This is a genomic window from Ideonella benzenivorans (assembly GCF_020387415.1).
In the GTDB taxonomy this organism is placed as follows: domain Bacteria; phylum Pseudomonadota; class Gammaproteobacteria; order Burkholderiales; family Burkholderiaceae_C; genus Ideonella; species Ideonella benzenivorans.
In genome coordinates, this window is the sequence record NZ_JAGWCB010000007.1 from 174,338 (window position 1) to 192,989 (window position 18,652).

At 70.6% G+C, this 18,652-nt stretch carries 16 protein-coding genes and 1 riboswitch; of the genes, 9 read left to right on the plus strand and 7 right to left on the minus strand.

What is annotated here, in order from left to right; all coding sequences use genetic code 11:
* Positions 1-15: 15 nt before the first annotated feature.
* From KGA65_RS03835 to KGA65_RS03845, 3 genes are read right to left on the minus strand one after another with little or no spacing between them, the layout of a single operon-like run.
* The gene (locus tag KGA65_RS03835) at positions 16-834 is read right to left on the minus strand and encodes a DeoR/GlpR family DNA-binding transcription regulator (RefSeq protein ID WP_310740934.1); all 819 of its coding nucleotides are present in this window, start codon (positions 832-834) and stop codon (positions 16-18) included.
* A 19-nt stretch (positions 835-853) separates the two neighbouring features.
* Positions 854-3,043 carry a phosphocholine-specific phospholipase C gene (locus tag KGA65_RS03840; RefSeq protein WP_225861821.1) on the minus strand — a complete coding sequence of 730 codons (2,190 nt, stop codon included), beginning with the start codon at positions 3,041-3,043 and terminating at the stop codon, positions 854-856.
* Between the two features lie 46 nt (positions 3,044-3,089).
* Positions 3,090-3,254: a hypothetical protein gene (locus tag KGA65_RS03845; RefSeq protein WP_225861822.1), complete on the minus strand. Its 165-nt coding sequence runs from the start codon at positions 3,252-3,254 to the stop codon at positions 3,090-3,092.
* A gap of 197 nt (positions 3,255-3,451) precedes the next feature.
* On the opposite strand from KGA65_RS03845, the gene KGA65_RS03850 reads away from it, so the two are divergent.
* Positions 3,452-5,704 carry a helicase-related protein gene (locus KGA65_RS03850; protein ID WP_225861823.1) on the plus strand — a complete coding sequence of 751 codons (2,253 nt, stop codon included), beginning with the start codon at positions 3,452-3,454 and terminating at the stop codon, positions 5,702-5,704.
* 12 nt (positions 5,705-5,716) lie between these two features.
* Here the strand turns inward: KGA65_RS03850 and KGA65_RS21020 are convergent, their stop codons facing one another.
* From KGA65_RS21020 to KGA65_RS03870, 4 genes are all read right to left on the minus strand, one after another.
* Positions 5,717-7,699 carry a methyl-accepting chemotaxis protein gene (locus KGA65_RS21020; RefSeq protein WP_225861824.1) on the minus strand — a complete coding sequence of 661 codons (1,983 nt, stop codon included), beginning with the start codon at positions 7,697-7,699 and terminating at the stop codon, positions 5,717-5,719.
* Positions 7,700-7,821: 122 nt separating this feature from the next.
* Complete coding sequence (locus KGA65_RS03860; protein WP_225861825.1) at positions 7,822-9,102, minus strand: NRAMP family divalent metal transporter; 1,281 nt, start codon at positions 9,100-9,102, stop codon at positions 7,822-7,824.
* Positions 9,103-9,182: 80 nt separating this feature from the next.
* Positions 9,183-9,758: a DUF2242 domain-containing protein gene (locus KGA65_RS03865; RefSeq protein ID WP_225861826.1), complete on the minus strand. Its 576-nt coding sequence runs from the start codon at positions 9,756-9,758 to the stop codon at positions 9,183-9,185.
* Positions 9,759-9,874: 116 nt separating this feature from the next.
* On the minus strand, positions 9,875-10,561 hold the full coding sequence (locus KGA65_RS03870) for a 3'-5' exonuclease (protein ID WP_225861827.1): 687 nt from the start codon (positions 10,559-10,561) through the stop codon (positions 9,875-9,877).
* A gap of 57 nt (positions 10,562-10,618) precedes the next feature.
* Here KGA65_RS03870 and KGA65_RS03875 point away from each other — a divergent pair, with 57 nt between their 5' ends.
* The 8 genes from KGA65_RS03875 to cobT all read left to right on the plus strand — a co-directional run bounded on the left by KGA65_RS03875 (position 10,619) and on the right by cobT (position 18,652).
* Complete coding sequence (locus KGA65_RS03875) at positions 10,619-11,230, plus strand: DUF6198 family protein (protein WP_225861828.1); 612 nt, start codon at positions 10,619-10,621, stop codon at positions 11,228-11,230.
* Between the two features lie 92 nt (positions 11,231-11,322).
* A complete protein-coding gene (locus KGA65_RS03880) occupies positions 11,323-12,072 on the plus strand; it encodes an ATP-grasp domain-containing protein (protein WP_225861829.1) in 750 nt (249 codons plus the stop codon).
* Between the two features lie 15 nt (positions 12,073-12,087).
* Positions 12,088-12,332: riboswitch (cobalamin riboswitch) on the plus strand.
* A 141-nt stretch (positions 12,333-12,473) separates the two neighbouring features.
* Positions 12,474-14,309: a TonB-dependent receptor domain-containing protein gene (locus tag KGA65_RS03885; RefSeq protein ID WP_225861830.1), complete on the plus strand. Its 1,836-nt coding sequence runs from the start codon at positions 12,474-12,476 to the stop codon at positions 14,307-14,309.
* A 25-nt stretch (positions 14,310-14,334) separates the two neighbouring features.
* On the plus strand, positions 14,335-15,105 hold the full coding sequence (locus KGA65_RS03890) for an energy transducer TonB (protein WP_225861831.1): 771 nt from the start codon (positions 14,335-14,337) through the stop codon (positions 15,103-15,105).
* Positions 15,102-16,124, plus strand: a complete 1,023-nt coding sequence (locus KGA65_RS03895; RefSeq protein ID WP_225861832.1) for a FecCD family ABC transporter permease — start codon at positions 15,102-15,104, stop codon at positions 16,122-16,124. The genes KGA65_RS03890 and KGA65_RS03895 overlap by 4 nt, the downstream gene beginning before the upstream one ends.
* Positions 16,121-16,939, plus strand: a complete 819-nt coding sequence (locus KGA65_RS03900) for an ABC transporter ATP-binding protein (RefSeq protein WP_225861833.1) — start codon at positions 16,121-16,123, stop codon at positions 16,937-16,939. Before KGA65_RS03895 ends, KGA65_RS03900 begins: the two co-directional genes overlap by 4 nt.
* A 9-nt stretch (positions 16,940-16,948) precedes the next feature.
* Positions 16,949-17,578, plus strand: coding sequence for a cob(I)yrinic acid a,c-diamide adenosyltransferase (gene cobO / locus KGA65_RS03905; protein WP_225861834.1), 630 nt, complete (start codon positions 16,949-16,951; stop codon positions 17,576-17,578).
* A gap of 27 nt (positions 17,579-17,605) precedes the next feature.
* The gene (gene cobT / locus KGA65_RS03910) at positions 17,606-18,652 is read left to right on the plus strand and encodes a nicotinate-nucleotide--dimethylbenzimidazole phosphoribosyltransferase (protein ID WP_225861835.1); all 1,047 of its coding nucleotides are present in this window, start codon (positions 17,606-17,608) and stop codon (positions 18,650-18,652) included.

Here is an 18,652-nt window from a genome sequence, read left to right on the forward strand (position 1 = left end):
GCACTGGCCCGGGCTTCAAGCCAGCACGATGGAGCAGCCGGCGCGGCTGAGGGCTGCGTAGCCGGGTGTCTTGGCCGCACGGGGGTCGGTGATGAGTCGCTCGATGCGTTCCAGCGGGCAGAAGCTCACCCGGCTGGTCTGGCCGATCTTGCTGTGGTCGGCGAGGATCACGGTCTGGCTGGCCTGCCGGGACATGGCGCGGGCCACCTCGGCCTCGTGCAGCTCGTAGCTGCTGGCGCCCAGTTCGGCGCTGACGCCCACCGGCGAGAGCATGGCCCAGTCGGCCCGCCGGCTCAGGATGGCGGCGATGGTCTCATCCCCATAGGTGGCGCCGGTGGTCGGCCGAGGCTGCCCCCCCAGCAGCCGCACTGTGTGGCGGCACTGCGCGGCCGTGTCATCGGCCACCAGCTTCTGGGCCACGTCCAGCGAGTTGGTGATCACCGTCAGCCCGCGCAGCGAGGCCAGTTCATCGGCCAGCAGCGAGACGGTGCTGCCGGCGTCGACGAAGACCGTTTGCCCGGGCTGCAGCAGCCGGGCCGCGGCCCGCACGATGCTCCGCTTCTCCAGCAGATGGGCGCGGGCCCGCTGCTGCAGCGGCGGCTCCGGCAGGGCGGCGGTGCGTTGCACGCCACCATGCACCCGGCGCAGCGCACCGAGCGCTTCCAGGGCCACGACATCGCGTCGCACGGTCTCCCGCGAGACGTCCAGGTCCAGCGCGATCCGCTCCGTGGTCACCAGCTCGGCGTTGGCGAGCAGGGCGCGGATGCGCTGGTGGCGTTCCTCTTGCAGCATGGCCGCGATGATGCCGCAGGATGGCGGGCGTGCACGGTGCACGGGCCCGCCAGGGGGGCGGTCAGCCCACCTTCAGCTGGTCGGCCACGGCCGTGCCATGCATGGCCGGGTCGCTGATCGAGTCCTTGCCGGTCTCGACACGGCCCGCCACGCGGCGGCTGTAGCCGCTCAGCCCCTCCACGGTGATGCTGAAGTCATACCAGTGGCCGCTGTCCTTCAGGCCCCAGATGAGGGTCTCGGTCGCACCCGGCTGCACCGTGCGCTTCTTCGCGCTGGTGCTCAGGTAGGCGTTGGCCGTGATCTGGAAGGTGCAGGCCGCCGTGCCGGTGTTGTGCAGGGTCAGCTGCAGATCACCGTTGGCCACGTCGTAGCAGGTCTTCAGCTCGGGGTTGGGCTGGCTGGCGCTGGCGATCGCCGTGGCGTTGCCGGTGAAGTGGCGGTGGAAGCCGTTCGGGCCCAGCACCCACAGGTCGTAGGCGCCCTTGTCGGCGGCCACGTTCCAGACGCCCTCCAGCTGCTTGCCGGCTTCCACCGTGTAACGGCGGGGCTGGGCATCCAGGTGCAGGCGGTCGTAGACGTGGAACACCGCGGCGGCGCTGCCGGTGTTGGCGAAGTCCAGCGTCACGCTCTGGTCAGCCGGCACCACCTGGGCGTGTGCATGCAGCTCGTAGGGCAGGGCCCGCGAGGGGCGCACGCCCTGGACCTGCTGAGGCATCTGCGCATCGCTGGGCGGCAGCGGCGTGGTCCGACCCGGCAGGGCGCGGGCCTTGGCCGCCAGCGCGGTGGTGTCGGGCAGGCTGGCCAGGAAGCTGTCGTCGTTCGGGTTGGCGAAGTTCAGCGCGCTGGTGAGGTCACCGCACACGGCCCGGCGCCAGGCGGAGATGTTGGTCTCCTTCACGCCGAAACGCTTCTCGATGAACTGCAGCACCGAGGTGTGGTCGAACACCTGCGAGTTGACCCAGCCGCCCTTGCTCCACGGCGAGATCACGTACATCGGCACGCGCGGGCCCAGGCCGTAGGGGCGGTGCAGCAACTCGGCCTCGCTGGGCGTGTTGTGGTAGCTGACCAGGATCTCGTGGTACTCGGCCGTGGTGTCCACGGTGCTGGCACCGGCCAGCACGGCCTGGGCCGGGTCGGCGTTCCAGGTCACGTAAGACGGCGGGGCCGGGGGCGGCACATGGTCGAAGAAGCCGTCGTTCTCGTCGAAGTTCAGGATCAGGACGGTCTTGCTCCAGACGTCCGGGTTGGCCGTCAGCGCATCCAGCACCTGGGCGGTGTACTCCGCGCCCTGGGCGGGGCTGGACGGGCCGGGGTGCTCCGAGCCTTCGGCGGTGGCGATGATGAAGCTGACCTGGGGCAGGGTGCCGTTCAGCACGTCCTCCTTGAGCTTGTCCAGGTCGCGGGTGCTGACGCCGCGCTGGCGCAGGGATTCCGAGTAGCCCGGACGCTGGAACCAGGCGTCGCGGAAGCTGTGGAAGCCCGCCAGCGGGTTGTCGGTGAAGTTGTCGTCCATGTTCTCGTAGACCTGCCAGCTGATGCCGGCCGCTTCGAGACGCTCGGGGTAGGTGGTCCAGGTGTAGCCACCATCGCCGTTGTCGGCATCGAACCAGTCGTAGTCGTTGTAGGTGGCCGGCCCGTTGCCCTGACCCAGGCCGTCGTTGGTGCCGGTCCACTGGAACAGGCGGTTGGTGTTGGTGCCCGTCTGCGAGGCGCAGTGGTAGGCGTCGCAGATCGTGAAGGCGTTGGCCAGGGCGTACTGGAAGGGCATGTCCTTCGCGCCGAAATAGGCCATCGAGTGGTTGTTCTTGTAGGTGGTCCACTGGCCCATGCGGCCGTGGTCCCAGGCCCGCTGGGCATCGGACCAGCTGTGCGGCGTGCCGCTCACCCGCATGTACTCGAAGGTCTGCACCGTGTTGATGTGGAACGGCGCGATGACCGACGGGGCGGCGGTGGCGCTGGCATTGGGCTGCGACCAGACCGTCTTGCCGGCGATGTCACCGCTGTCGGGCACGGGGATGGGGAAGGGGTCGGCGAAGCCGCGCACGCCGTTCAGGCCGCCGAAGTAGTGGTCGAAGGAGCGGTTTTCCTGCATCAGGATGACGATGTGCTCGACGTCCTGGATGGTGCCGGTGCGCTGGTTGGCCGGAATGGCCAGCGCGCGCTGGATGGCCGGGGGGAAGGCGGAGAACGCGGTGGCGGCACCGGCGGTGCCAGCCAGCGAGCGAAGGAACTTGCGACGGGATTGCGTCATGGTGTGGGGTCCTGAGACAGCGAGGACGTGGGCGGAAGGGGCGGGATCAGGGCGCGCAGCGCAGGCTGCGGGGCTGGCCCTCGGAGCCGTTGTCGTTGCTGCTGTCGCCGCAGCCGGCCAGTGCCAGGCTCAGGCCCAGGCAGAGCGCCAGGCAGGCTCGCAGACCGAGCCAGCGGGACGTGCGGGTGCCGTTGGAGGTGAAGTGGGTCATGGTGTCGAGATCGGAGGAGCTGGGAAGGGAAGGCCCGGTCGGACGCCGGGATGCAGGTCATGCTATGTGTACTTATTTGCATTTGTGTGACTCTGTGCATTCAATTTCGGACCCCTCGTCGGGTGGCTTGTGACGGTGGGCGGTGCCCGAGGGCTGTGAAACGCGGACAATCCGAGGGCCTGTACTGCCTGCTTCCCATGACCGACGCCTCTTCTGCCCCGACCTTCAAGCTGCCCCAGCCCCGCCATGCCAGCCGTGTGCCGGCCCACATCACGCCGGAGCAGTTCGAGCGGGTGCGTCAGGCGGCCTACAACCTGCCGCAGGTGGTCAAGCCGGGGGATTTCCTGCCCGAGGACAGCCCCGACCTGGAGCAGCACCTGGACACGCTGGGGCTGATCCTGTTGCAGAAGGCCGTGCCGCATCAGCGGCCCAGCCGCTGGATCTCGCCCGCGCTGATCGACGGCGCGCTGCGCCACCTCGACGAGGTGGGCGTGGGCCGCGAGACGCGGGCCATCATGATCGAGCGGGCCGCCACGCTGGAGGCCCTGGGCATCACCCGGGCCACGCAGGAGGGGCCGGGCGATGGCTGGGAGCGCCAGTTCCGCCAGCCGCTGCCGGTGCGCCATGCCGCCTGGCAGGGCAAGGGCCGGCTGGAGGTGGCCTTCCGGGCCGCCATTCCCGCCGAGCCGGTCTGGGACTTCTTCCGCCATGGCGACAAGCGGGCCCTGCTGGGGGCCTTGGCCGATACCCCCACCTGGCCGCACGCGGCGGAACTGGCCGCCCACCTGGATGCGCTGGCCGAACGCAGCGCCTGGTGCGACGAGAAGGCGATGGACTCGCTGCTGCCGCGCCTGCAGGCCGAGTGCCTGCGGCCACAGAGCCTGGACGAGCTGAAGGCCGCCTGCACCCGCGCGCAGGATCGCTGGGAGCGCCAGGTCAATGAGCAGCAGACCCTCTCCAGCCTGAACCACGAGCTGGCCTTCCAGGGCTACCCGGACAGCTTCCCGATCGCCCGGCAGTTGAAGCGCCAGGTCACGCTGTTCGTCGGCCCACCCAACAGCGGCAAGACCCACGCGGCTTTCGAACGTCTGTCGCAGGCCATGGACGGCGCCTACCTGGCGCCGCTGCGCCTGTTGGCGCTGGAAGGCCGCGATCGCCTGGTGGCGCGCGGCGTGCCCTGTTCGCTGCTGACCGGCGAGGAGAACGTGCCCGCCGACGCGGCCCGTGTCGTCTCCTCCACGATCGAGATGGTCAACACCCGCGACCCGATCGACGTGGCGGTGATCGACGAGGCGCAGATGCTGTTCGACAACTCGCGTGGCTGGGCCTGGACCCAGGCCATCGTCGGGGTGCCGGCGCGCGAACTGATCATCATCTGTTCCGAGTACGCGGTGCCGGCCATCGAGAGCCTGCTCAACCTGTGTGGCGAGAGCCCGTTGGTGCGCAAGTTCGTGCGCAAGCAGCATGTGGAGCTGCTGAAGTCGCCGGTGCCCATCACCTCGCTGAAAAAGGGCGACGCGGTGGTGGCCTTCAGCCGGCGCGAGGTGCTGATGCTGCGTGACCAGATCGCCGCCAGCGGGGCGTTGGTGTCGGTGGTCTACGGTGCACTGCCACCCGAGGTGCGCCGGCGCGAGGCCGAGCGCTTTGCCTGCGGCGAGTCGCACATCCTGGTGGCCACCGATGCCATCGGCATGGGCCTGAACCTGCCGATCCGCCGGGTGCTGTTCTCCACCATGACCAAGTTCGACGGCGTGGGCGACCGGCCGCTGACCGAGTCCGAGGTGCACCAGATCGCCGGCCGGGCCGGGCGCTTCGGCCTGCACGAGGAAGGCTTCACCGGCGTGCTGCACGAGGCCGAGCCCGGCGCCGCACGCACGCTCAAGGAGCTGCTGCCCCGCGTGCCGCGGGCGCCGCGCAACTTCAAGGCGCCGGTGGCCCCCAACTGGTGGCATGTCAGCACCATCGCGCAACGCCTGGGCAAGCAGAAGCTGCACGAGGTGCTGACGGTGTTCATGGAACAGCTGCGTCTGGACAACGCCCACTTCCAGGTGGCCGAGCTGGAGCAGATGCTGGACCTGGCGACCGAGCTCGACCGCAATGCCCCGGGCCTGAGCCTGCGCGACCGTTTCGTCTATGCCCAGGCGCCGGTGGATGCGCGCACCGAATCGCTGGTGGAGGCCTTCCTGGGCTGGGCCTGGGAGCATGCGCAGAAGGGCAGCGTCAGCCGCCCCTCGGTGCTGGACGGGGTGGATGAACACAGCCGCCTGGACCGCATGGAGCAGGCGCTGCGCACCTGCACGCTGTGGCTGTGGCTGGACCTGCGCTTCCCTGGCATCTACGGCCAGGTCGACGAGGTGGTGGGCCTGCGCAGCCGCCTCAACGACGGCATCGAGCACCAGCTCAAGGGCAAGAAGCCGCTCTGGCAGATGCGCCAGCGGGGCCGTCGCTGACGCTCTGGAGCCTCAGGCCAGCCTGAAGAACGCCACTTCCTGGCTGAGCTGACGGGCCGAATCGGCCAGCGCGGTGGCGGCCGAGGTGGTCTGCTCCACCAGCGCGGCGTTCTGCTGCGTGGCGCTGTCCAGGGCCTGCACGGCCGATTCCACCTCGCCGATGCTGCGGGACTGGCTGCGTGCGGAGTCGGCCAGCGTGCCCATCAGGCCGCTGGCCTGGCTGGCATGGCTGACCACCTCGTGCATGATCTCGCCGGCCCGCGTCACCACCTGGGTGCCGCTTTCCACCTGCGCCATGCTGCTCTGGATCAGGTCCTTGATCTCGCGGGCAGCGGTGGCGGAGCGGCCGGCCAGGGCGCGCACCTCGGCGGCCACCACGGCAAAGCCGCGGCCCTGCTCGCCGGCGCGGGCCGCTTCCACCGCCGCGTTCAGGGCCAGGATGTTGGTTTGGAAGGCGATGCCGTCGATCACGCCGATGATCTCGCCGATCTTGGCCGAGGCCGTGCGGATGTCGTCCATCGTGCGAACCACCTCGCTGATCGCCGCGCCGCCGCGCTGGGCGGCCTGGGCGTTGGTGCTGGCGCTGTCGGCCGCGGAATGCACATGGTGGGCGGCCCCCTTCACCGAGTCGGCGATCTGGGCCATGCTGGCCGCGGTCTGCTGCAGGTTGGCGGCGTTCTGCTCGGTGCGCTGGGACAGGTCCTGGGACGCGGCGGCGATCTCCTGCGAGGCGGTCTGCACCGTGGCCGAGCCCGTCAGCACCACCGAGACGATGTGGCGCAGGCTGGCCTGCATCGCGCCCAGCGTGGTCATCAGCTGGGCGGCCTCGTCCTTGCCCCAGGGCGTGGGGACGGTGGTCAGGTTGCCCTCGGTGATGTGGCGCAGGTGCTCCGACACTTCTCGCAGGCCGCCCATCATCACGCGGTAGAAGGCCAGCAACAGGTAGGCGGCGATCGCGACGCAGACCAGGCTCACACCGAGCTTGAGCCCGAAGGCGTTCCAGAGCCGGTCGACCCGTGCCTGCAGCCGCAGGTCGAGCTGGCGGGCCACGGCGGCGCACAGGGCCGCCTGCCGCGCCACGGCCGACTGGCCAAGCTGCCGGAACTGGTCTGCGGTGCCGCCCATGGCCTCGCCCATCAGCTGCTGGGCGATGGCCTGGCGGAAGGCGTCTGAGGCTGCGTCGGTGCCTTTCATGTCGAACTGCGCAGCCACCGCGGGATAGGCCTCGATGCCTTCGGCGTATTCGTTCTCGACATCGTCGTCGAGGTACTGCTGCATCGTCTGCCACTCATCGAGCCGCTGACGGCGCTCCGGCGTCAGCTGCTGGCTGGCCAGGGCCAGGTGGCCCAGCGCCAGCAGCTTGGCGGTGTTCTCGTACTGGCGCGGGCCGCGCACCAGCGAGAACGCCATCATGTGATAGGTGTCCGCCTCGGGGTCCAGGATCAGGCCGGAGCCATCGGTGACCTCGCGCATCAGCGTCAGCAGGGCGGCCACATAGGCGTCGTGCTGCTCGAAGGTGGCGTCGGGCGCGGCCGCCACGGGTTGTGCCTGCAAGGCAGCCTGCAGCTGTGCCAGCTTGGCAAAGGCGTCGTCGGTCTTGAAGGCCTGACCGTGCTGCCCCTGTTGCGCGCGCACGGCCTCGAAACGGGTCTGGACCTCGTTCTGCAGGCGTGTCAGGTCGGGCGACTGTTCGACGGCCGCCAGGCGCCGTTCCTGGGCCACCTGGAGCAGGTCCAGCGCGGTCTTCACATAGCCCAGGCCCTGCTGCTCGGCATGGGTGGCGGCGATCTGGGTTCGGGTGTCCTGCCAGACCTGGCCCATCAGCATGGCCAGCGGGGTCAGAAAGGCCAGGGCGACCCAGGCGGCCTTGGCCGGGAAGCTGAGCCGGCGGAACAGCCGGATGCCTGGCGCGAGCCAGCCGTGGTAGCGGAAGAACTCACCAAAGCCGGAGGCAAACGAGTGGGGATCGGGGGAATGTGTGGCAGGGGCGGGCACGTGGGACGCTCTCTGTGTCAGGGATCGCCGGATTCTTGAGGCCCATGACGTTTACGTCACATGAAAAAAGACCCCTGCCAGCCCCCAATTCCCGGGCCGCCTCCCGGCCAGGTGGGGCGCCTTCAAAAACTGGTGGCGCACAGCACCACCACCGAGACCGCCATCAGCCCGGTGGCCGTCCAGCCCAGCAGCCGGTGGCGCAGGCTGATCGTCAGCGTGCCCATGCGCTCGCTCGACTGGCCGATCCGCAGCATCACCGCCATGATGGGCACCGAGATCACGCCGTTGACGATGGCGCTCCAGACCAGGGCCTGGATCGGGTCCAGCGCGAGGGCCCCCATCACGCTGCCGACCACCGTGGCGGCGATGATGAGCAGGTAGAAGCCGCGCGCCTCGCGAAAGCCGCGCGACAGGCCGGTCCGCCAGCCCGCCACCTCGCTGACCGCATAGGCGGCCGAGCCGGCCAGCACCGGCACGGCCAGCAGGCCGGTGCCCAGGATGCCCAGCGCGAACAGCGCGAAGGCCAGTTCGCCGGCCACCGGGCGCAGGGCTTCGGCGGCCTGGGCGGCGGTGTCGATGTGGGTGATGCCCTGGCGGTTGAGCGTCACCGCGGTGGCCACCACGATGCAGATGGCCACCAGGTTCGAGAACACCATGCCGACATAGGTGTCCAGGCGGATGCGGGCCAGGTGTTCGGCGGTGTAGGCCGGGTGCTGGCGCAGCGCGGCGGCCTCGGGGCGGCGCGCGTTGTCCTCGACCTCCTGGGCCGCCTGCCAGAAGAACAGGTAGGGGCTGATGGTGGTGCCCAACACCGCCACCACCATCGCGGCGTAGTCGTGCAGCGTGGTGCCCACCGGCAGGTGGCGCCAGGGGCGCAGCGTGGCGTCCAGCAGCTCGGCGCCCGGCACCGAGACGCTGAGCACCACGGCCACGTAGGCGAACAGCACCAGCGTCAGCCACTTGAGCAGGCGCACCGTGCGCTCATAGGTGAAGCCCAGCTGCATCGCCAGCGACAGCAGGCCAAAGCCCAGGCAGTGCAGCCACACCGGGCCGCCGGCCAGCAGGTGGCCGGCCGCGCCCATGGCGCTGATATCGGCCGCGATGTTGAGTGTGTTGGCCAGCACCAGCAGCCCCACCAGCCCGCGGGCCTGCCAGGGTGGGCAGCTGCGGGCGATGTTGCGCCCCAGGCCTTCGCCGGTGACCCAGCCGATGCGGGCCGACAGCAGCTGGATGCCGATCATCAGCGGCGTGGTGATCAGCAGCGTCCAGGCCAGCGAGAAGCGGAACTGCGCGCCGGCCTGGGAATAGGTGGCGATGCCGCTGGGGTCGTCATCGGCCGCGCCGGTGATCAGGCCGGGGCCCAGCTTGCGGGTGAATTCCTGGACCTTGGGGGCGCGGTTCATCCGCCGGCATGCTAACCGCAGCCAGGGTGCCCCGGTCCTCGGGCGATCCGCAGGGCCGGGGGGGCTTCAGGCCGGCCGCGTCAGGGCCTGCTGTTGCTGGCGGCGCGGGGGGCGGCCAGCTGGCAGTGGTCGTCCTCGCCGCAGGCCTGCTCGCGCACGTAGCGCTGCACCAGCGCGAAGAAGCGGTCGTAGAAATTGCCCGCCGGGATGGTCTCGCTGCCCACGCGCACCAGCGAGTCGTCGGACGAGGACAGCGGGATGGACAGCGAACCGACGGGCAAGCCCACGCTGGCCGAGGTGGAGGCCTTTTTCAGCGCGTAGCGTTCCTGCACCGCATTGACGAAGACGGTGGAGAGCTTGGGCTCGCGGGCGTCTGGTGCGCAGGTGACCGTGAAGTTGATCTCGATGTGCATGTCCCCGTCGGGCTGGAAGCGCTTGTTGCCGGTGACCACATCCTTGTTGGCGGTGTTGATCACATAGCCCTGGCTGAGCAGGGCCAGGCGCGCGGCCTCGCAGGTGGCGGCCGCATTGGCATCGAACAACCTGGAAAAGGTCTCATCGGGCTTGAAGTGCTCGTTCTGGTAGACCGAGGCCGCCTTGCGGGCTTCGGTGCCGCAACCCGCCAGGGCCAGCGCCAGCACCATGGCCCCGCCCATGCATCCCTGACGCCACCCACACCGTGGCAAAAACATTGTCATGCTCCTGAAGAGTCGTTTGCGACCGGGGGGTTCCCAGCGAAACCTGACCGAAACCTGTCGTGCAGGCGTTCAAATTATCCAGCCTTCACGCTCAACTGCCGGGCCCCCGTGTGGGATGACAGGCCCAGGGCCTGGGCCAGGCGTTCGCGCGGGGTGCGCTGCAGGCGGCACAGCAGGGCGTGGTCGGCCGGCCGGCCCGCCAGATCGGTGGCGAAGCGGGTCCGCAACTCGTCTTGCAGGCGGGCCAGCAGATGGGCGGTCAGGGTGGCGTCCGACAGGGCCCGGTGGGCCCGGCCATCGCGCGCCAGCCCCAGCCAGGCCGAGAGATCGCTCAGGCGGTGCGACGGGGCCTGGGGAAAGAGCCGCCGGCTCAGCAGCAGGGTGCAGGCGAAGTCCGGCGGGGTGGTGTCCAGGGCGCGGCCGGCCCGCCGGGCTTCGGCCAGCCAGAAGCCGCGGTCGAAGGCCGCGTTGTGGGCCACCAGCGGGGCCTCGCCCACGAAGTCCAGCACCTCGGCCATGACCTGTTCGGCCGGCGGGGCCTGGGCCAGCATCGCGTTGCTGATGCCGGTCAGCCGTTCGATGAACGGCGGCACCCGCACCTCGCTGCGCATCAGGTTCTGGTAGGTGCCCACCACCTCGCCGTCGCGCAGCAGCACGGCGGCGATCTCGGTCGCCCGCGCGCCCTGCTGCGGGCCCATGCCGGTGGTTTCGAAGTCGATCACCGCCACGGTCTGTGCTGCGGCGCTGTGCAGGCTGTGCATGGGCCGCATTGTGCCGCTGCTCCCAGGGCGGGCATGGATCATGCTCCCTGGAGCGGCATGTCCGAGTCCAATTCGATCACCCAGCACACGCCGTTCGAGGATGCCCAGGCCATCTTCACCGGCACGCTGTTCATCTCGCTGGCCATGATTCTCTTCGGCCAGGTGGGCCTCATCACCGGGGGCACGGCCGGGGTGGCCTTTGTGCTGCACCACCTCACCGGCATCAGCTTCGGCAAGCTGTTCTTCGCCATCAACCTGCCGTTTTACGGATTTTCCTGGAAGCGGATGGGGCGGGAATTCACACTCAAGACCTTCGGCGCCATCACCACCCTGTCGCTGATGACCGACCTCTCGCCCCAGCTGTTCGCCATCGAGCGGCTGCACCCGGCCTATGCCGCCGTGCTGGGCGGGCTGCTGCTGGGCTCGGGGGTGTTGTTCCTGGCGCGGCACCACGCCAGCCTGGGCGGCGCCACCGTGATCTCGCTCTACCTGCAAGAGGCCAAGCAATGGCGGGCCGGCAAGATCCAGATCGGCATGGACCTGGCCGTGCTGGCCATGGCCCTGCCGGTGCTGCCGCTGCGCCAGCTGGCCTACTCGGTGCTGGGCGCCGTGGTGATGGGCCTGTTCATCGCCATCAACCACCGGCCGGGGCGCTACACCGGCACCTGAGCGCGTCCTCTGCCCTGGGGAGTCCACCCGGTGGCCGGGCGGCTCCATTGCCTCTACAGTGGCCGGTCCACTGCCCGGAGGCGTGCCCGCCCATGCGCATTCTCTTTTCCGAGAAGCCCGACTGGATGCCCATCCTGCAGCAGGCGTTTGCCACCGAGGGAGGGCACACGCTGGGCTTTGCGCCGCTGACGACCGAGCGCATCCGCGACAGCGACCTGGTGGTGCCGCTCACCGTGCCGGCCCTGTTGGCACTCACCCCGGCGCAGCGGGATCTGCTGCGCGACAACCCCATTCCCATCCCCGCGGCGGACCAGGTCCAGCTGTGCGACGACAAGGCCCGGCTGAACCGTTTCTTCAGCGAACAGGGCTTTGGCGCGCACATCCCGGCCATGGGCGTGCGGGACCGCTATCCCTTCATCCTCAAGCGCAGCCAGGATGTCTGGGGGCGGCACAGCCACATCCTGCGCAGCCCGCAGGAGGCCCAGGCCTTCCAGCAGCAACTGGACGACCCGGCCTACTTCACCCAGGAACTGGTGCGGGGCACGGTGGAATACACCACCCACCTGATCCGCCGCCGCGGTCAGCTGGTGGCGGAGGTGACGCTGGCGATGCAGTTCCCGTCCGATCTCTTCGTCAAGGGGCCGGAGAAGCCGGTGAACCAGCGGCGCCTGTCCACACCCCACCTGCCGCTGTTGGAACGCATGCTGGCGGCGCTGGACTTCGAAGGTCTGTGCTGCTTCAACTACAAGGAACGGGATGGGGTGCCGATGGTGTTCGAACTGAACCCGCGCTTTGGCGCCAGCCTGTGCAAACCCTTTCCGGCGGTCGTGGCCCGGCTGTGAGCCGGCCGGCCAATGTTAAAGTTCGCAGCTGTTGGTGCCTGGGCCGTCCGTCGTGACAGCCTGGGGTAAACGGGAAGCAGGAAGACGGATCTCTCCGAGAGATGTCCAACCTGCGCTGCCCCCGCAACGGTAAGCGGACGTGGTGCTGAACAGGGTTCGGTGCTGCCGCTCGTGCTCCCAGTCACTGAGGGTGATCCCCTCGGGAAGACCGCACGGGTCGTTCCGCCAGCCCGGATACCGGCCAACGGGGGGCGTGGTGCCAAGGCACTGCGCCATGGGGTGAAGACTGGCGGGGAAGCCGGTCCTCACGTGGCCGTGATGGCTGTCGTGGTTGGTCGTGTCGCCTGGGTTCATCAGGCCCGCCGCCGCCAGCTGCCGGCTCTGTTCGAGAGTTCCTTCACATGTTCCTGCGCACGCCTGTCGCGCTCGCCGTGGCGCTGTCCGCGCCCTTGTTCGCGCACGCCCAGACCAGCGGCTCCGCCGACGCCTCCACCAACGACTACGTCGTCACCGCCAGCCGCATGCCCGAAGCGGCCCGGCAGGCCGTGCGTCCGGTCACCGTCATCACCGCCGAGGACATCCGCCAGGCCGGGGCCAGTTCCGTCATCGACCTGCTGCGCACCCTGGGCGGCGTCGAGGTGGTCCAGAACGGCGGCCTGGGCAGCGCCAGCAGCGTCTTCATCCGCGGTGCCAACAGCGACCACACCGTGGTGCTGGTCGATGGCGTGCGCATCGGTTCGGCCACCACCGGCACGGCCGCCTTCGAGGCCATTCCGCTGGCCCTGATCGACCGCATCGAGGTGCTGCCCGGTTCGTCCAGCAGCCTCTATGGCTCCGACGCCATCGGTGGCGTGATCCAGATCTTCACCAAGAGCGCGCAGCGTTCGCCGGGCGCCTCGGTGGCGCTGACCAGTGGCAGCCACGACCTGCGCCAGGCCACCGCCAGCTACGCGGCCCAGGTGGCCGAAGGCACGCAGCTGTCGCTGGGCCTGAGCTACCTGAGCACCGATGGCATCAATGCCACCGTGCCCTCCAACGCCTCTTACTACACGCCCGACCGCGATGGCTTTCTGCAGCGCAGCGGCCAGCTCAAGCTGACCCAGCAGGTGACGGCAGACCATGAGCTGGGTCTGCAGTGGCTGCGCAGCAGCGACAAGACCCACTACGACGCCTACGGCCCGGAGGACGCCTACGCCCAATCGGTCACCCAGACCCTGGGCGCGCACTGGAACGCCCAGTTCACCCAGGCCTGGCGCAGCGAGCTGAGCGTGGCTCGCTCCTTCGACCAGTACGAGGACGTCAGCAGCTACCCCAGCCAGTTCAACACCCGGCAGGACCAGGCCAGCTGGCTCAACCGCCTGCCGGCCTTCGGTGGCACGGCCACCGTAGGCCTGGAGTGGCTCAAGCAGGCGGTGGACGGCAGCACGGCCTACGATGTGGATGAGCGAACCACCCGCAGCGGCATGCTGGGCTGGAAGGGGCAGTTCGGCGCCCATTCCCTGCAGGCCGATGTGCGCGAAGACCGCAACAGCCAGTTCGGCCACCACACCACCGGCCAGTTGGCCTGGGGCTGGCAGTTCGACACCGACTGGCGGCTGCGCGCGGCCTGGGGCAGCGCCTTCCATGCGCCGACCTTCAACTACCTCTACTACCCCGGTTTCGGCAACCCGGACCTCAAGCCCGAGAAGTCCGACAGTTATGAACTGGGCCTGGACGGCAAGCTGGCGGGCCTGGAGCTGGGCGCCACGGTGTTCGACAACCACATCCGCGACCTGATCGCGGCCGATGGCACCACCGACTGGACGCCCGCCAACATCAACAAGGCCCGCATCACCGGGGTGAGCCTGAAGGCCGGTGGCGCGCTGATCGACCGCGACACCCGCTTCAAGCTCAACCTGACCTGGCAGGACCCGAAGAACGACGAAACCGACCAGTTGTTGCGCCGTCGGGCCCGTCTGTTCGGGGGGCTGCACCTGACCCACACCGCCGGTCCGGCCCAGATCGGCACCGACCTGAGCTGGGTGGGGCGTCGCTTCGACTCCAACGACCAGGCCGCCGGCACCGCCATGGGCGCCTATGGGCTGGTGGCCCTGTTCGGCAGTTGGACCTTCACGCCCGAGTGGCGCCTGGAAGCGCGGGTGAACAACCTGGGGGACAAGCGCTACACCACGGCCCAGGGCTACAACGCGCCGGGCCGCGAAGGGCAGGTGACCCTGCGCTGGACGCCGGCCTTCTGAGCCACGGAGCACGGGAGCACCGACCATGACCCTGCGCCCGCCCACCGAGCCCCCGCGCTGGCGGCGCGTCGGGCTGCCGCGTGCGGGCGGGGTGTTGGCGGTGTTGGCGTTGCACGGCGTGGCCGTGGCCGCCTGGTGGCTGGGCCTGCGGGCGGCGCCCCCGGCCGCGGCGGCCCCGGAGCGGGTCGGCCAGCTGGTGATGCTGAGTTGGCCGGTGGCGGCCGCTTTGCCGGTGCCCGCAGCGCCGGCGGTGCCGGCCCCTGCGCCAGCCCACCGGGCCGGTCGCACGGTGGCGCCCTCGACCACGCCCTCGCTGTCGGTGCCTGCCGCCACCCGGTCTTCGGCCCCCGTGGGCCCGAGCCACGACCAGCCCCCGCTGGCGACGGCGGGGGCGCCGGGCGCCGGTCCGCAGACATCGCCCGCCGCCTCGCAGGGTGGCACCACCGCCGTGGCCATGGCCGCGCCGGCCTCGGTGGCGGCGCCGGTGTCCCATCCACCGCGTGCCTTGGCGGGTAACCCGCTGCCCGCCTACCCGGAGGCCGCCCGCGAGGACGGCCTGGAAGGCTCGGTCCGCCTGGCGGTGGACGTGGATGCGCTGGGCCACGTGACCAGCGTGCGCTGGGACCGCCGCTCCGGCGTGATGCTGTTGGACGTGGCCGCGCGGGACGCGGTGCGCCAGTGGCGCTTCGAGCCCGCGCGCCATGCGGGCCAGGCCGTGTCCGCCACTGTGGCGGTGACCCTGCAATTCCGGCTGGACGCCCCGGTGCGCTGGCTGGCCCAAGCCGATAGCCGATGATCCTTCACCGTCCCGTCACCCTGGCGCGCGCCCTGGCCGTCTGCGGCGCGCTGCTCGCACTTGGCGTGCTGGTGCTGGTCTGGTCGCTGGCCAGCGGCAGCGATGCGCTGTCCTGGGCCGACCTGCCGCGCCTGCTGCTGTCGCCCGACGACAGCACCGCCTCGGAGATCCTGCACCGGCTGCGCCTGCCGCGCGCGCTGGCGGCGCTCAGCACCGGCGCCTTGCTGGCCTTGTCCGGGGCCTTGATGCAGGTGCTGCTGCGCAACCCGCTGGCCGATCCGTATGTGCTGGGCCTGTCGGGCACGGCCGCGCTGGGCGCCTTGCTGATGCTGGCGCTGGGCTGCAGTTTTCTGGCGGTGCAGGCCGGGGCGTTCGTGGGCGCGCTGGCGGCCATCGCCATCGTGTTCCTGCTGGCCCGGCACGACCTGGGCCGGCTGGAGGCCACCAGCAGCCAGGACAGCACGCCGCGCCTGCTGCTGACCGGCGTGATGCTGTCCTCCATGGCCATGGCCGGCGTCAGCCTGGTGCTGAGCCTGGCCCCCAATGAACAACTGCGCGGCATGCTGTTCTGGATGATGGGCGACCTCTCCGGCGCGGATGTGCCGGCCACCGTGCTGCTGCTGCCGGTGCTGCTGCTGGCCTTGCTGCTGCCCTTCGGGCGCGATCTGAACCTGCTGCTGCGCGGCCCGGGCCCGGCGCAGATGCTGGGTGTGCCGGTGCGGCGGGTGCGGGCGCTGATCTATCTGTGCGCCTCGGCGGCCGCGGCCACCGCCGTCACCGTCGCCGGCTCGGTCGGTTTCGTCGGCCTGGTGGTGCCGCACGCATTGCGCCTGCTGCTGGGCAACGACCAGCGCCTGCTGCTGCCGGCCAGCGCGCTGACCGGGGCCGCCTTTCTGCTGGCCGCCGACACCCTGGCCCGCACCCTGGCCGACCCGCTGCAACTGCCGGTGGGCGTCATCACCGCCCTGGTGGGCGCGCCCACCTTCATCGTGCTGCTGACGCGGCGGGGGCGGGCATGAGCCGGGCGCTGCAGGCCGTGCCCGGCGCGCCCTTGCTGGCGGCCCAGGGCCTGGGCGTGCAGGTGCCGGGGGCCCGGGGTGAGGCCCCGCGCTGGTTGCTGCGCGGCCTGACGCTGGCGGTGCAGCCCGGCCAGTGCTGGGCGCTGCTGGGGCGCAATGGCGCCGGCAAAACCCAACTGCTGCACACGCTGGCCGGGGCCCGCGCGCCGGCCGTGGGCACGCTGGCCGTCGCCGGTCAGCCGCTGGCGGCCTGGCCGTTGGGCGCGCTGGCCTGCTGGCGCGGCTACGTGCCCCAGCAGGTGGTGGACGCCTTTCCGGCGCCGGTGCTGGACGTGGTGCTGCAGGGCCGGCACCCGCACCTGTCGCGCTGGCACTGGGAGGGCGAGACCGACGAGGCCCTGGCCCGCGCCGCGCTGGCCCGGGTCGGCCTGGCCGGCTGGGAGGCGCGCGACGTGACCACCCTGTCCGGTGGTGAACGCCAGCGCGTGGCGCTGGCCACGCTGCTGACCCAGGACCCGCCGCTGGCGCTGCTGGACGAACCGCTGGCCCACCTGGACCTGGCGCAGCAGCTGCGCATGCTGGACCTGCTGGGCGAGGACGTGCGCAGCGGCCGCCGGGCGCTGATCGTCTCCATCCACGACCTGAGCCTGGCGCAGCGCGTGGCCACCCATGCCCTGCTGCTGGACGGGCAGGGCGGGCCGGCGCTGGCGGGGCCGGTGGCCGAGGTGATGCGCGAGGACACGCTCTCCGCCGCCTTCGACCACCCCCTGCGCCGCCGTGAAATGGACGGCCACATCTGGTGGCTGCCCGCCTGAAAGCCCCCGATGCCGGACCACGACACCCCGACCGACCCCGCCGCCACCGAGGCCCGCCACCAGGCCAAGATGCAGCGCCACAAGGCCGCGGTCGATGCCCGCATCGCCCGCGCCGACCAGGACGCCGGCCTGCTGCTGGTGCTGACCGGCCCCGGCAAGGGCAAGAGCAGCTCGGCCTTCGGCATGGTGGCCCGCACGCTGGGGCATGGCGGCAAGGTGGGCGTGGTGCAGTTCATCAAGGGCGCCATCCCGACCGGGGAGGAGCGCTTCTTCCGCCGCTTCCCCGACGAGGTCGAGTTCCACGTCACCGGCGAAGGCTTCACCTGGGAGACCCAGAACCGCGCCCGTGACATCGCGCGTGTCGAGGCCGGCTGGGCCATCGCCCGCGGCCTGCTGCAGCGTCCGGACATCGCGCTGGTGGTGCTGGACGAACTCAACATCGTGCTCGCGCACGATTACCTGCCGGTGGCCACCGTGCTGGCCGACCTGGCCGCCCGCCCGGCCGGGCAGCATGTGGTCGTCACCGGGCGCGGCGCCCCCGCGGCCCTGCTGGACGCCGCCCACACCGTCAGCGAGCTCAAGGTCGTCAAGCACGCCTTCAAGCAGGGCATCCGCGCCCAGGCCGGCATCGAATACTGAATCACCGCTCACCGAGAACCACACACCATGACCACCTTCCACGTTGAGATCCCCGCCCTGCCCAGCGCGCTGGACGCCGCGCTGCAGCACAAGATCGACACCAAGACCAAGCCGCTGGGCGCGCTGGGCCGGCTGGAGTCGCTGGCCTTCCAGATCGGCCGGGTGCAGCAGACGCTGACGCCGCGCCTGTCGCAGCCGCGCGTGCTGGTGTTCGCCGGCGACCACGGCATCGCGCTGGAAGGTGTCAGCGCCTATCCGCAGGACGTGACCTGGCAGATGGTGATGAACTTCCTGGCCGGCGGGGCCGCCGTCAACGTGCTGGCCCGTGACCAGGGCCTGTCGGTGCAGGTGGTGGATGCCGGCGTGAACCACGACTTCGGTGGCCTGCCGGGCCTGGTGCACGCCAAGATCGCCCCGGGCACCGCCAACAGCGCGGTGCAGCCCGCGATGACGCTGGCCCAGGCCGTGCAGGCGCTGGAGACCGGCCGCGCCATGGCCCGTCAGGCCCGCGAGCAGGGCTGCAACGTGCTGGCCTTCGGCGAGATGGGCATTGCCAACACCAGCGCGGCCTCGCTGCTGCTGCACAAGCTGGCCGACGTGCCGCTGGACGTGGCCACCGGCCGCGGCACCGGGGTGGACGAGGCCGGTCTGCAGCGCAAGCAGGCGGTGCTGGCCCGCGCGGCGGCCCGCACCGGCGCGCTGCGCGACCAGCCGCTGCAGGCGCTGGCCGAGTACGGCGGTTTCGAGATCGCGATGATGGCCGGCGCCATGCTGGGCGCGGCCGAAGCCGGCATGCTGGTGCTGGTCGACGGCTTCATCACCAGCAGCGCGATGCTGGTGGCCTCGCGCCTGGCGCCGGCCGTGCTGCAGTACGCGGTGTTCGCCCACCAGTCGGCCGAGCGCGGCCACCAGGCCATGCTGCAGGCCATGCAGGCCCAGCCGCTGATGATGCTGGACCTGCGCCTGGGCGAAGGCACGGGCGCGGTGCTGGCCTATGGCCTGGTGCGCGCCGCGGTGGCCTTCCTCAACGAGATGGCCAGCTTCGAGTCGGCCGGCGTGTCCAACAAGGACTGA

Bases quoted from the DNA above. Each gene is read 5' to 3' on its own strand.
- KGA65_RS03840 (WP_225861821.1), bottom strand. From the start codon at position 3,043: ATGACGCAATCCCGTCGCAAGTTCCTTCGCTCGCTGGCTGGCACCGCC.
- KGA65_RS03845 (WP_225861822.1), bottom strand. From the start codon at position 3,254: ATGACCCACTTCACCTCCAACGGCACCCGCACGTCCCGCTGGCTCGGT.
- KGA65_RS03850 (WP_225861823.1), top strand. From the start codon at position 3,452: ATGACCGACGCCTCTTCTGCCCCGACCTTCAAGCTGCCCCAGCCCCGC.
- KGA65_RS03860 (WP_225861825.1), bottom strand. From the start codon at position 9,102: ATGAACCGCGCCCCCAAGGTCCAGGAATTCACCCGCAAGCTGGGCCCC.
- KGA65_RS03865 (WP_225861826.1), bottom strand. From the start codon at position 9,758: ATGGGCGGGGCCATGGTGCTGGCGCTGGCCCTGGCGGGTTGCGGCACC.
- KGA65_RS03870 (WP_225861827.1), bottom strand. From the start codon at position 10,561: ATGCACAGCCTGCACAGCGCCGCAGCACAGACCGTGGCGGTGATCGAC.
- KGA65_RS03875 (WP_225861828.1), top strand. From the start codon at position 10,619: ATGTCCGAGTCCAATTCGATCACCCAGCACACGCCGTTCGAGGATGCC.
- KGA65_RS03880 (WP_225861829.1), top strand. From the start codon at position 11,323: ATGCGCATTCTCTTTTCCGAGAAGCCCGACTGGATGCCCATCCTGCAG.
- KGA65_RS03885 (WP_225861830.1), top strand. From the start codon at position 12,474: ATGTTCCTGCGCACGCCTGTCGCGCTCGCCGTGGCGCTGTCCGCGCCC.
- KGA65_RS03890 (WP_225861831.1), top strand. From the start codon at position 14,335: ATGACCCTGCGCCCGCCCACCGAGCCCCCGCGCTGGCGGCGCGTCGGG.
- KGA65_RS03895 (WP_225861832.1), top strand. From the start codon at position 15,102: ATGATCCTTCACCGTCCCGTCACCCTGGCGCGCGCCCTGGCCGTCTGC.
- KGA65_RS03900 (WP_225861833.1), top strand. From the start codon at position 16,121: ATGAGCCGGGCGCTGCAGGCCGTGCCCGGCGCGCCCTTGCTGGCGGCC.
- cobO (WP_225861834.1), top strand. From the start codon at position 16,949: ATGCCGGACCACGACACCCCGACCGACCCCGCCGCCACCGAGGCCCGC.
- cobT (WP_225861835.1), top strand. From the start codon at position 17,606: ATGACCACCTTCCACGTTGAGATCCCCGCCCTGCCCAGCGCGCTGGAC.